General features: G+C 74.8%; 3 protein-coding genes. 2 read left to right on the forward strand and 1 reads right to left on the reverse strand.

Annotation, left to right across the window (positions count from 1 at the left end):
- Positions 1–62 precede the first annotated feature (62 nt).
- Positions 63–296 (reverse strand): hypothetical protein, encoded by a 234-nt coding sequence (locus ACIREE_RS39545; protein WP_404163871.1) that lies wholly within the window; start codon positions 294–296, stop codon positions 63–65.
- On the opposite strand from ACIREE_RS39545, the gene ACIREE_RS39550 reads away from it, so the two are divergent.
- Both ACIREE_RS39550 and ACIREE_RS39555 read left to right on the forward strand, forming a co-directional pair.
- Positions 296–808: a hypothetical protein gene (locus ACIREE_RS39550; RefSeq protein WP_404163874.1), complete on the forward strand. Its 513-nt coding sequence runs from the start codon at positions 296–298 to the stop codon at positions 806–808. The genes ACIREE_RS39545 and ACIREE_RS39550 overlap by 1 nt on opposite strands.
- A 215-nt stretch (positions 809–1,023) precedes the next feature.
- Positions 1,024–14,197: SDR family NAD(P)-dependent oxidoreductase (locus ACIREE_RS39555; RefSeq protein ID WP_404163877.1), on the forward strand; the 13,174-nt coding region annotated here is incomplete at its 3' end.

The following is a 14,197-nucleotide window of genomic DNA, read 5'->3' on the forward strand; positions in this document are numbered from 1 at the left end:
GGTCCTGCACTAAGCCATCCAGCTTATCTCTGTTTCCTGCAGAAAACTTGGGAAGTTCGCCGCTACGCCGCCGCCGACCCCCGGACCACGCCCTCGGCGTTCTTCTGTTCCCGCAGCCTGTGCGAGGACGGGACCCGCACCGCGAACGAGGGCACCACCTCGGGCCTGACCGGCGACCCGGCCGACACGACGAACTTCTGGCTTCCGTTCGTCCCCTTCTCCTTCAGGAGGCGGCCGCTTGCGGTGGGCCCGTCGTTGGGGAGACGCAGACGGAATGCGGGGTAGTCGCCGGGCATTGCTCTCCTCGTTCGCTACGGGGCTGGACGTCGCCGTTCTTCACATTACGTTCCGGCTGCGGGCGGCGCTCGCCGCCGAGGACATGAACGCGGTGTCCGCGGAGATGTCGGCGCTCGATGAACTGATGGCGGAGGTGCGTCGTTTCGACGAGCCTCGTCGGTTGATGAACCGGGTGCTCGGCCGGCCCGAGAGCGAGACTCACTCCTACGGGCCCGTCCCGCGGCTCACCGCTGCCGACCTACCCGAGCCTCCGTCCTCGTACGGCGACGGGGAGTACGACGACCACCTCGCCATGGCCGACAGGGAAGCGGAGCTCGCCCCACAGCTGGCGGCGGCGCACGCCGAGCGGATCGCACGGGCGGGACGGCATCTGGAGGACGTGGTCCGGCGGCTGGCACAGACCGGCTTCGCGGACGCGCAGTACACGCGGGCCATGGCCCGGGAGGCCGAGAAGGCCGTCGGGCTGTGGAAGGTCGGACTGCTGCAACGGATGGTTCGGGACCGGCTCTGACCGATCCGGCCCGTTCGGTCACGCCCGGCCCGACGCCCCAGGTCAGGTGTGCTGCACTTCCGGCGCGGTCAGGGCATGTGCCGCCGCGGGACCGTCTCCTTTAGCTGCGGACTAGGGCTTGCCAAGGCCGTGGCAAGGACCGGCGCCGATGCTCACCGGGAGTATCGGTGAGCGGAAGTGGGTGCTGGATGCGTGGGGCGATTGCAGTCGTCGGCATGGCGTGCCGGGTACCGGGGGCCTCGGACCCCGCGGCGTTCTGGCAGTTGCTCATGGCTGGGGAGCAGTCCGTCGGCGAGGTGCCCGCCGACCGCTGGTCGCCGACGCCGACGACGCGGTTCGGCGGGTTCCTCACCGGGGTGGACCGGTTCGACGCCGCGTTCTTCGGGATCTCGCCGCGTGAAGCGGCCGTCGTCGACCCTCAGCAACGCCTGGCGCTCGAACTGGCGTGGGAGGCCGTCGAGGGGGCGGGGATCGCGCCCGACCGGCTCCGGGGCAGCCGCACCGGAATGTTCCTCGGGGCGATGTGGGACGACTACGCCTCGATCGTGCGGGACGCCGGGGAATACTCGCACCAGGCGATCACCGGCGTGCACCGCGGCATGATCGCGAATCGGGTCTCCTACACCCTGGGGCTGCAGGGGCCGAGCCTGACCGTCGACACCGGGCAGTCGTCGTCGCTGGTCGCGGTGCACCTCGCCGTGTCGAGCCTGCGGCGCGGGGACTGTGACATCGCCGTGGCGGGCGGCGTCAGCCTGAACCTGCTGGCGGAGAGCGCGCTGTTGGCCGAGCGTTTCGGTGGCCTGTCCCCCGACGGACGGTGCTACACGTTCGACGCACGGGCCAACGGATATGTGCGCGGTGAGGGCGGCGGGGCGGTCGTCCTGAAACCGCTCGAGGACGCCCGCCGCGACGGGGACGACGTGCTGGGCGTCATCCGCGGCAGCGCGGTCAACAACGACGGCGGCGGGGCCGGACTGACCGTGCCCGACGCGGCGGCGCAGCAGGCGGTGATCGAAGCGGCTCTGCGCGACGCCGGGATCGCGGCTGCGGAGGTCGGGTACGTCGAGCTGCACGGCACCGGGACACCGGTGGGCGACCCCGTGGAGGCCGCCGCGCTCGGGGCCGCGCTGGGAACGCCGGGGCGGGTGCTGCGGGTCGGGTCCGTGAAGACCAACATCGGCCACCTGGAGGGGGCCGCCGGCATCGTCGGTCTCCTCAAAGCGGTCATGACCGTACGGTACGGGCGCCTGCCCGCGAGCCTGAACTTCCGCGAGGCCAACCCCTCGATCCCGCTGGACGAACTGGGCCTGTCCGTCGTCACCGAGCCGACCCCGTGGGACACGGAACGCATCGGCGGGGTCAGCTCGTTCGGCATGGGCGGGACGAACTGCCACCTGATCCTGTCCGGCGAGGACACCGGACCTCGTGGACAGGGCACGGCGCGCCCCACCGGGCCGTGGCTGCTGTCCGCCCGGTCCCCGATGGCTCTGCGCGCCCAGGCGGCGAAGCTGCTCGACGCGGCCGAGCACCACCCCGGTGACCTGGCCTTCTCGCTGGCCACGACGAGGGCGTCGCTGGAGCACCGCGCGGCGGTCACCGGCGATCTCGCCGAGGGCCTGGCCGCCGTGCGCGACGGCGTCGGGCGCCCCGGTGTGACGACCGGGCGTGCCGAGGACGGCCGGACGGCGTTCCTCTTCACCGGTCAGGGCAGCCAGCGCGTCGGCATGGGGCTGGAACTGCGCCGGGCCGAGCCGGTGTTCGCCGCCGCCTTCGACGAGATCTGCGCGGCGTTCCGTCCGCACCTGTCCCGGCCGCTGCCCGAGGCGATGGAGGATGCGGAGGCGCTCACCGGTACGGGGTGGGCGCAGCCGGCGCTGTTCGCCCTCGAAGTCGCGTTGCACGGGCTGCTCACGCACTGGGGTGTGCGGCCCGACTACGTGTGCGGGCACTCGATCGGTGAGCTGGCCGCCGCACACGTGGCGGGCGTGCTCGACCTGCCGGACGCCGCCGCGCTGGTCGCCGCGCGCGGCCGGCTGATGCAGGCCCTCCCCGCCGGCGGGGGGATGACGGCGGTGGAGGCGTCGGAGAGCGAACTCCTCCAGGTGCTCGCGGAACATCCCGCGGTCGATCTCGCCGCGGTGAACGGCCCTCTGAGCGCGGTCGTGTCGGGTCCGGAGCCCCAGGTCGCGAAGGTGGCAGCGGAGTTCGCCGCGCGCGGCAGGCGCACGACGCCGCTGCGGGTCGGCCACGCGTTCCACTCCGCGCTGCTGGAGCCGATGCTGGACGCGTTCCGGGAGGTCGCGCACTCCGTGTCGTTCCGCGCGCCGGATATCCCGGTGCTGTCGAACGTGACCGGTGCTCTCGCCGGCGACGAGCTCGCCACCGCCGACTACTGGGTCCGGCAGGCGCGGGCGACCGTGCGTTTCGGTGACTGCCTCACGGCGTTGACCGACTCCGGCGTCACCGCTTTCGTCGAGGTCGGCCCGGATGCCGTACTGAGCGCCATGGCACGGGCGGCGACGGACGCGCATGTCGTACCGACGCTGCGGCGCGAGGAGTCGGAGCCCGCGGCGTTGGACGTCGCGCTGGGGCGGGCGTTCGCCGCGGGGGTGCCCGTCGACTGGGAGACCGTCTTCGAGGGCGGCGTGCGGGTCCCGCTGCCCACGTACGCGTTCCAGCGCGAGCGGCACTGGGTCGGCACCGGCACCGGCGTCAGTATCGGCGAGCCGGGCGAGGCCGCCGAGGCCGCCGAGACCGGGTTCGCGGCACGGCTGGCCGCCGCCGACCCGGTCGACCGGGACGACCTGCTGCTCGACCTGGTCCGCACCACGACCGCGCGGGTGCTCGGGCACCTGGGCCCGGACATGGTGGAGGCCGACCGGGCCTTCCGGGAGCAGGGCTTCGACTCGTTGACGGCGGTCGAGTGCGGCAACCTCCTGGGCGTCGCCACCGGGCTGCGGCTGCCGTCCAGCCTGCTCTTCAACCACCCGACACCACGCGAACTCGCGGCCCACCTGCGGGAACAGCTGCTGGGCGAGCGGGCGCAGGCCCCGACCGAGGAGCCGGGCGTGGCGGCGGACGAGCCCATCGCGATCGTCGGCATGGCCTGCCGCTACCCCGGCGGGGTGGCGTCCCCCGACGAACTGTGGCGGCTGGTGCTCGACGGCCGCGACGCGACCGGCCCGTTCCCCACCGACCGGGGCTGGGACCTGGACGCGCTGGCCGGACTGTCGACGGCGCGTGGCGGGGGGTTCCTCGACGACGCGGCCGGATTTGACCCGGCGTTCTTCGGCATCGGCCCCCGCGAGGCGGCCGCCATGGACCCGCAGCACCGGCTGGCGCTGGAGGTGTCCTGGGAGGCCCTGGACCATGCGGGCGTCGACCCGAGGTCGCTGCGCAGGGCGCAGGCGGGGGTCTTCCTGGGCGCGACCGCGCAGGAGTACGGGGCGCGGCTGCACGAGTCGGGGGCCGGTGACGGCTACCGGCTGACCGGCGGCACAGCGAGCGTCGCGTCCGGGCGGATCGCCTATGTGCTGGGCACCGAGGGCCCCGCGGTCACCGTCGACACGGCGTGCTCCTCGTCGCTGGTCGCGCTGCATCTGGCGGGCCGGTCGCTGCGCTCGGGCGAGTGCGATCTGGCGCTGGCGGGCGGCGTGGCCGTGCTGGCGACGCCGGGCATGTTCATCGAGTTCAGCAGGCAGCGTGGGCTGGCCCCGGACGGGCGGTGCAAACCGTTCTCGGCGGCGGCCGACGGCACAGCGTGGGCCGAGGGCGCGGGCATGCTGGTGCTGGAGCGGCTGTCGGACGCCCGGCGCAAGGGGCACCGGGTGCTCGGCGTGGTGCGCGGCTCAGCGATCAACTCCGACGGCGCGTCCAACGGGCTGACCGCGCCGAGCGGCGGCGCCCAGCAACGGGTGATCAGGCAGGCGCTGGCCGACGCCGGGCTCGCCCCGTCGGACGTGGACGTCGTCGAGGCGCACGGCACCGGAACCACGCTGGGCGATCCGATCGAGGCCGAGGCGCTCCTCTCGACGTACGGCCGGCACCGCACGTCTCCCCTGCTGATCGGCTCGCTCAAGTCGAACATCGGCCACACGCAGGCGGCCGCGGGCGTCGCCGGCGTCATCAAGGTCGTCGAGGCGATGCGCCACGGCACGGTGCCTGCGACGTTGCACCTGGATGCCCTCAGCCCGCACGTCGACTGGACGGCCGGCCGGGTCGAGCTGCCCACGGCGGCGCGGGAGTGGCCCGGCGCGGTACGGCGGGCCGCGGTGTCGTCGTTCGGCATCAGCGGCACCAACGCGCATGTGGTCATCGAGCACCTGGCGGCGGAGGGCGAGCCGCAGGAGCCGGCACAGGGCGAGCCGCTGCTGTTCTCCGCGCACACCGAGCAGGCCGTGCGCGAGTACGGCGAGCGGCTGCGCGGTGTACCGGGCGGTGCGGCCCTCGCGGCCACCGTGGCGCGGCGCGAGCAGTTCCAGCACCGCGGGGCGCTGGTCGACGGCGCACTGCTGACCCCGTCGACGGGCGGGCGGCTGGCGTTCCTCTTCACCGGCCAGGGCGCGCAGTACGCCGGGATGGGCCGCGAACTGTACGCGGCGGAGCCCGTGTTCGCCGCCGCCGTCGACGAGGTGGGCGCCCGGCTCGGAGAGACGATCTTCGCGGAGGACCTGCACGACACCGGGGCCGCCCAGCCGGCGCTGTTCGCTCTGGAGGTCGGTCTCGCGCGCCTGTTCGCGCACTGGGGTGTGACCCCGGAGGTGGTGTGCGGCCATTCGATCGGTGAGGCCGCCGCCGCGCACGTGGCCGGCATCCTCGATCTCGACGACGCCTGCACGCTCGTCGCCGCGCGGGCCCGCCTGATGGCGTCGCTCCCCCGGCGTGGTGCCATGGCGGGGCTACGGGCGAGCGCGGACGAGGTGCGCGGGCACCTGCCGCCCGGTGTCGACATCGCCGCCGTCAACTCACCGCGGAACGTCGTCGTCTCGGGCGACGGCGAGGCCGTGCGGGCCCTCGCCGCCCGCTTCCCCGACAGCAGGCTGCTCCACGTCAGCCACGCCTTCCACTCCCGTCACATGGAGCCGGTCCTCGACGCGTTCCACGCCGTCGCGTCGACCCTGACCTACCGGCGGCCGACGGTCCCGATGGTGACCACCGTCGACGGCGACCCGGCCACCCCCGAGTACTGGACGCACCAGATCCGGGCGACCGTCGACTTCGCCGGGGCGGCCACCCGGCTGGCCTCGGACACCGCCCTGGAGCTGGGCCCGCACCCCGTGCTCGCCACGCTGCTCGGCGGAACCGCCGCGCTGCACCGGGAACGCCCGCACAGGTCGACGCTGGCCCGCGCGGTGGCCGCCGCGTTCCTCGCGGGGGCCGACCCCGACCCGGAGGCGCTGTGGCCGGGGGCGGGCTCCGCGTCGCTGCCGCCCTACCCGTTCCAGCGGACCAGGCACTGGATTCCGGCCACGTCCGCCCGCACCGGCACCCACCCTCTGCTGGACCCGCCGCTGCGGCTGGCCGACGGCACCACGGTGCGCGGCGGGCGGCTGGACCCGGCGGCCGCGCCCTGGCTCGGCGAGCACACCGTCGCGGGCGCACCGGTCGTGCCGGGCACCGCGCTGCTCGAACTGGTCCGCACCGCGGCCGACGGGCACGGCCTCGCCGACCTGGTGCTCACCACGCCGCTGCCCGCGGGCGCCCCCGTCGACGTTCAGGTGCGTACCGACGGCACCCACGTCACCGTGCACGCGCGGCACGGCGACGAGTGGACCGAGCATGCGAGCGGCACCGTCGCACCCCGCCCCGCCCCGGCGGAGCCCGCGGCCTGGCCGCCCGACGCCGAACCGATGGACCTCACCGAGGTCTACGCCCGGCTCGCCGACCGGGGATACGACTACGGCCCGGCCTTCCGGGGACTGCGGGCCGCCTGGTCCTCGGGGACCGAGCTGTATGCCGAGGTGGCGCTCCCCGCAGAGGTCGATGCCACCGGATTCCCCCTCCACCCCGCTCTGCTGGACGCGGCGCTGCATCCGCTGGTGCTGGTCTCGTCCGGGCTGGTCGTACCGTTCGAATGGCGGGGCGTGTGGCAAGGAACGGCCGGTACGACAGTGCTGCGGGTCCGCTGGACGCGCACCGGGGAGGACACCGCCGCACTGCTGGCCTGGGACGAGCAGGGCGAGCCCGTCCTGTCGGCCGACACTCTCGTGCTGCGCCCGCTCGCCCGGCAGGCCACCGACCTGTACCGGCTCGCGTGGCGGCCGGTCCGTACCACGGGGGGTACGCCGGAGTTCACCGTCGTCTCGCCCCCCGCGACCGACGGCGACGTGCCCGCGTCGGCCCACGCCGCGGCCCGCTGGGCGCTGGCCACGGCGCAGGAAGCGACGTCCACGACCGTCGTGCTGACCACGCGCGCGGTCCGGGTCGACGACGAGGAACCCGACCCGGCGCAGAGCGTCGTCTGGGGTCTGATGCGCAGCGCGCAGTCGGAGGACCCCAGCCGTCTGGTCCTCGTCGACACCGACGGGACCGAGGAGTCTGCCGCCGCGCTCGCCGCTGCGGTGGCGACCGGTGAACCGCAGCTGGCCATCCGCGCGGGGGTCGTGTCGGTCCCCCGGCTGACCCGCGCGGCGACACCGGGCGGTGCGCCCGCCCTGGACGGCACCGTGCTCGTCACCGGCGGGACCAGCGGCCTCGGCGCGCTGATCGCCCGGCACCTGGTCACCGCGTACGGTGTCCGCCATTTGCTGCTGGTCAGCCGCGGCGGCCACGCTCCCGAACTGGCGGCCGAGCTGACGGGCATGGGCGCGTCCGTGCGCGTCGGCGCCTGCGACGTCGCCGACCGCGAGGCGCTCGCGGAGCTGCTGGCACAGGTGCCCGCCGAAGCGCCGCTGTGCGCGGTCGTCCATGCCGCCGGCGTCCTCGACGACGCCACCGTGGACCTGCTGACGGAGGAGCAGTTGGCGGCCGTTCTGCGGCCGAAGGTCGACGGCGCGTGGAACCTGCACGAGCTGACCGACGGGCTGAGCGCGTTCGTCACCTTCTCCTCCGTGTCCGGGCTGCTCGGCACCCCGGGGCAGGCCAACTACGCCGCCGCGAACACGTTCCTCGACGCGCTCGCCGAGCTGCGCGGCGCGCGGGGGCTGCCCGCCGGCTCACTGGCCTGGGGGCTGTGGGAGGAGGGCATGGGCGAGCGGCTGTCCGAGACCGACCGGCGCCGGTGGCACAGGCTCGGCGTCACGGCGCTGCCCGCATCGGCCGGGCTGAGCCTGTTCGATGCCGCGTTGCATGCCGAGCCGGGCCCGGTGGTGCCCGCGCTGATCGATCGGGCTGCCGTCCGCGCCGCTGCGGAACCTCCCGTGCTCCTGCGCGAGTTGGTGGCCGACCGGACGCCGCGCACGCCGGGCGCCGACCGGTTCGCGGCGCTCGCCGAGCCGCAGCGCAGGGCCGCGCTGAGCGAGCTGGTCGCCCAGGCGGTGGCCGGCGTGCTGGGTGCCCCGGAGGGCACCGCCGTCCCGGCCGACCGGGGCTTTCGCGACCTGGGCGTCGACTCGCTCGCCGGGGTGGAGCTGCGCAACCGGCTCATGGCCGACACCGGGATACGCCTGCCGACCACGGCCGTCTTCGACCACCCGACCCCGGCCGCGCTGACCGAGCTGCTGCTGACCAAGGTCGCGGGCGAACCCGCCGCCGCTCCTCCGCGCGGCGAGGTCACCGTCGCCGCGAGCGACCCGATCGTCGTCGTGGGCATGGCCTGCCGCTATCCCGGCGGTGTCCGGTCGCCGGAGGACCTGTGGCGGCTCGTGTCCGAAGGGACGGACGCCATCGGCGACTTCCCGGACAACCGGGGCTGGGACCTCGACGCGCTCTACGATCCCGATCCGCGGACCCCCGGCACCTCGTACACCCGCCAGGGCGGGTTCCTGTACGACGCCGACCAGTTCGACGCGGACTTCTTCGGCATCAGCCCCCGCGAAGCGACCGCCGCCGATCCGCAGCAGCGCCTGCTGCTGGAGACCGCGTGGGAGACCTTCGAGTCGGCGGGGCTCAGGCCGAGCGACCTGCGGGGCAGCCGCACCGGCGTGTACGCGGGGGTGATGTACCACGACTACGCGGCGGGCGGGAGCGCTCCGGAGGGGTTCGAAGGACATCTGCTCACCGGTACGGCGGGCAGCGTCCTGTCCGGCCGGGTGGCGTTCACCTACGGCCTCGAGGGTCCGGCGCTGACCGTCGACACGGCGTGCTCGTCGTCACTGGTCGCGCTGCACCTCGCCGTACAGGCACTACGCAGGGGCGAGTGCGACCTGGCGCTCGCGGGCGGGGTGACCGTGATGGCCACGCCGAGTACCTTCATCGAGTTCAGCAGGCAGAGGGGGCTTTCGGCGGACGGGCGCTGCAAGTCGTTCGCCGCGTCCGCCGACGGGACCGGCTGGGCGGAGGGGGCCGGTCTCCTCCTCGTGGAACGCCTCTCCGACGCCCGCCGCAACCACCACCGCATCCTGGCCACCGTCCGCGGCACCGCCATCAACTCCGACGGCGCCTCCAACGGCCTCACCGCACCCAACGGCCCCTCCCAGGAACGCGTCATCCACGCCGCACTCACCGACGCCCGCCTCACCCCCGCCGACATCGACGCCGTCGAAGCCCACGGCACCGGCACCACCCTCGGCGACCCCATCGAAGCCACCGCCCTCATCGCCACCTACGGACAAGCCCGCACCCACCCCCTCTGGCTCGGCTCCCTCAAATCAAACATCGGCCACACCCAAGCCGCCGCCGGAGTCGCCGGCATCATCAAAATGATCCAGGCCATGCACCACGCCACCCTCCCCCCCACCCTCCACGCCGACCACCCCACCCCCCACGTCGACTGGGCAGACGCCGACATCCGCCTCCTCACCCAAGCCCAACCCTGGACCAGCCCCACCCGCCGAGCCGGCATCTCCTCCTTCGGCATCAGCGGCACCAACGCCCACGTCATCCTCGAACAGCCGCCCGTGATGCCCGAGAGCAGCACGCCCGGCACCGCCCCGCCCGACGCGGCTCCGCCCCTTCTGCTGTCCGCGCCCGACCAGGAGGCGCTCGGCGAAGTGGCGGCCGCGCTGGCCGGCCACCTCGAAGCGGCCACCGGCGGCGCCGCCGCCCTCCCCGTCGTCGCGTCGGCGCTGCTGCACGGCCGAGAAGCCTTCGAGCACCGGCTAGCGGTCCTGGGCGCGGACCCGGTCGCGACGCTGCGCGCGTTCGCCGAGCACGGGCACGCGCCCGACGCGGTGTACGGGGCGGCGAAGAGGACCGGGCCGGTCATGGTGTTCCCGGGGCAGGGCACGCAGTGGGCGGGGATGGCACGCGACCTGCTCGACACGGCTCCGGCCTTCGCCGAGCGGTTCGCCGAGTGCGAGGCCGCGCTGGCCCCGTACCTGGACTGGTCCCCCACCGAAGTGCTGCGCTCCGGTGCGCCGCTCGACGGCGACGACGTCGTGCAGCCCGTGACCTTCGCGGTGATGGTGTCGCTGGCCGCGCTCTGGGCCGCGCACGGGGTCGTTCCCGCCGCGGTGGTCGGACACTCGCAGGGCGAGATCGCGGCCGCTTGCGTCGCGGGGGCGCTGTCGCTGGACGACGCCGCGCGGGTGAGCGCGCTGCGGGCCAAGGTGGTCGTGGGGATCGCCGGTATCGGCGGGATGCTGTCGGTCGCCGCACCGGCGGCCCGGGTCCGCGAACTCATCGCGCCCTGGCCCGATCTCGGCATCGGCGCGGTCAACGGCCCGTCGACCACCGTGGTCTCGGGGGCCGCGGAGCCGCTGGCCCTGCTGCGCGCCGAGTGCGACCGGCTCGGTCTGCGGGCGCGGCGCGTCCCCATCGCCTACGCCTCGCACTCCTCCCAGGTGGAGCTGGTCCGCGACGAGTTGCTCGCCGCGTTCGACGGGCTGACTCCCGCGGACACCGCGGTGCCGTTCTACTCGGCTGTCACCGGGGGCAGCCTCGATCCGACGGTTCTCGATGCGGGCTACTGGTATCGCAACCTGCGCGAGACCATGCGTTTCGAGGACGCCACCCGGGCTCTCGTCGATGCGGGACACGAGGTGTTCCTGGAGGTCAGCCCGCACCCCGTGCTGACCGGCGCGGTCGGCGACACCGCGCCGTCCGCCGCTGTGCTGCAGACGCTGCGCCGCGACGGTGACGGTCCCGCCCTGTTCACGGCCGCCCTGGCCGCCGCACACGTCCATGGCCTCCCCGTCGACTGGACCGGCGTGATCGAACGCCACCGGCACGTCGATCTGCCCGGCCATCCGTTCCGCCGTCGGCGGCACTGGCTCGGCCCGGCCCCCCGCACCGGGTCGGCCGCCGAACTGGGCCTCGACGCACCCGCGCACCCGCTGCTGGCGATGGCCGTGGAGTCGGTCGGCGAGGGCGACACCGCGTTCACCGGACGGATGTCCCGTACGAGCCACCCGTGGACGGCCGACCACGCGATGTTCGGAACCGTGCTGCTGCCCGGCGCGGCCTTCGTCGAGCTGGGGCTCGCCGCGGGCCGCTACCTCGGGGCCCCACGCCTGGACGACCTGGTGCTGAGCACCCCGCTGGCAGTGCCGGAGCACGGCTCGGCACGGCTGCGCGTCACCGTCGCGGCCCCGGATCCGGCGGGCGTGCGGGCGTTCACCGTCCACTCCCGCGCCGAGGACGCCGACGGCTGGACCGAGCACGCCGCGGGGGCCCTGTCGCGGGACGACGACGACACGGCCGCATGGCGGTGGGACGACGCCCCGGAGATCGATGTCAGCGGCCTCTACGAGGACCTGGCCGACCGCGGCTACGGCTACGGGCCCGCTTTCCAGGGCGTGGCCTCGGCCCGCCGCGCGGGCGCCCAGGTGTTCGCCGAGGTCGGCCTCGACGGGTCCGACGGCGGCGCGGAGTCGTTCGTACTGCACCCGGCGCTCCTGGACTCCGCGCTGCACGCCGTCGGACTCGGCCCCGTGGAGGGGGTCTGGGACGGGATGCTGCCGTTCTCCTTCAGCGGCGTCCGCGTGTGGCGGCCGGGAGCGGTGGCGGCCCGGGTCTGGGCGCGGCCCGCCGGGGACGGCGCGGCGACGCTCACCCTCGCCGACGCGGACGGGGCCGTCATCGGAGCCGTCGAGCAGGTACGGCTGCGCACCGCGAAGCCGGTGCGCTCCACGGACGCGGCGCTGTTCACGACTGCCTGGAAGCCGGTCGAGGCGGCCGGCGAGGCAGCGTCGGCCGTCCTGCGGTGCCCGCCCTCGGATCCCGGCGCGCCCGCGCCCGACCAGGTACGCGCGGCCCTGGCCTGGGTGTTGCCCAGGCTCACCGGGTGGCTGGCCGAGGACCGGCCCGGCACGCTTGCCGTCGTCACCGGGCACGCCGTCGGACCGGACGTGCGCGACGTCGGGCACGCCGCCGTCTGGGGCCTGGTCGGCAGCGCGCAGGCGGAGAACCCCGGGCGCTTCGCGCTGCTGGACGTGGCCGACGACACCGACCCCGCCGGTGTGCCGGTCACGGCCGATGCCCGGCTGCTGGTGCGCGGCACGGCCGTGAGCGCGCCGGTGCACGAGGCCGCCCCGCCCGTCACGGCCGGGCCGGTCGGCTTCGGCACCGGGACCGTGCTGGTGACCGGCGCGTCCGGGCTGCTGGGCGGCCTGGTGACGCGCAGGCTGGTCGCCGAGTACGGCGTGCGGGACCTGCTGCTGATCTCCCGCACCGGGGACTTCGCGAAGCTGGCCGCGGAACTGGCGGGCGAGGGCGTACGGGTCAGGACCGCGGCCTGTGACGCCGCCGACCGCGACGCGCTCGCCGACGCCGTGGCCGGTCTGCGGCTGACCGGTGTGGTGCACGCGGCGGGCGTGCTCGACGACGGCGTGCTCGACTCGCTGACCGCCGAGCGGTTCGACCGGGTGCTGCGCCCGAAGGTCGACGCGGCTTTGGCGCTGCGGTCCGTCGTCGACCCGCGCGAGCTGGTCCGGTTCGTACTGTTCTCCTCGATCGCGGGCAGTGTGGGCACGCCGGGCCAGGGCAACTACGCCGCGGCCAACGCGGCGCTCGACGCCCTCGCCGCTCAGTGGCGCGCCGAAGGGCTGCCCGTCACCGCCCTGGCCTGGGGCCCGTGGGAGACCGACAGCGGCATGACCGGCCATCTGTCCGACGTGGACCGGCGCCGGCTGGCGGCGGGCGGCATTCTCCCGCTGGCGGCCGAGGACGGGTTGCGCCTGTTCGACGAGGCGCTGGGCCGGACCGACGCCGTCGTCGTCCCTGCCCGGCTCGCCCCGCCGACCCGGCGTGTAGCCGTCGCGCGGCGGAGCAGGCCCACCGCCGCCGACCCGCTGGAGCTGGTGAGCACGGCCGTGGCGGAGGTACTCGGGCATGACGGCCCCGACGCGGTGCACCTGGACCGGGCCTTCGCCGAGCTGGGCTTCGACTCGCTGCTGGCGGTGGAATTGCGCAACAGGCTCGGCGCGGTGCTCGGCCGGAGGCTGTCCAGCACCGTCGTCTTCGACCACCCCACGCCGCGCGCGCTCGCCGAGCACCTCACGGGCGAGCGGCGTGCGCCGGCCGTGGCCGGCGCGCCGGCCACCGACGACGAGCCGATCGTGATCGTCTCCATGGCCTGCCGCTATCCGGGCGGCGTCCGCTCCCCCGAGGACCTGTGGCGGCTGGTCGCCGAAGGGACCGACGCCATCGGCGACTTCCCCGGCGACCGGGGCTGGGACCTCGACGCGCTCTACGATCCCGATCCGCGGACCCCCGGCACCTCGTACACCCGCCAGGGCGGGTTCCTGTACGACGCGGCCGAGTTCGACCCGGAGTTCTTCGGGATGAGCCCCCGTGAGGCGATGACCACCGATCCGCAGCAGCGCCTGCTGCTGGAGACGGCGTGGGAGGCGTTCGAGCGGGCCGGGGTCGACCCGGCGGACCTGCGGGGCAGCCGCACCGGTGTGTTCGCCGGGGTGATGTACAACGATTACGGTGCGCGACTGCACCAGACCGCCGCACCGTCCGCGTACGAGGGCTACCTCGTCAGCGGCAGCGCGGGCAGTGTGGCCTCCGGTCGTATCGCCTACACGTTCGGCCTCGAGGGTCCGGCGCTGACCGTCGACACGGCGTGCTCGTCGTCACTGGTCGCGCTGCACCTCGCCGTACAGGCACTGCGCAGGGGCGAGTGCGACCTGGCGCTCGCGGGCGGGGCGACGGTGATGGCGAGTCCCGCGGTGTTCGTCGAGTTCAGCAGGCAGCGCGGGCTGGCCCCGGACGGGCGGGCCAAGGCATTCGGCGCTGCGGCGGACGGCGTCGGCTGGGCGGAGGGGGCCGGTCTCCTCCTCGTGGAACGCCTCTCCGACGCCCGCCGCAACCACCACCGCATCCTGGCCACCGTCCGCGGCACCG

It is taken from the genome of Streptomyces sp. NPDC102467, from assembly GCF_044765445.1.
Taxonomy (GTDB): Bacteria; Actinomycetota; Actinomycetes; order Streptomycetales; family Streptomycetaceae; genus Streptomyces.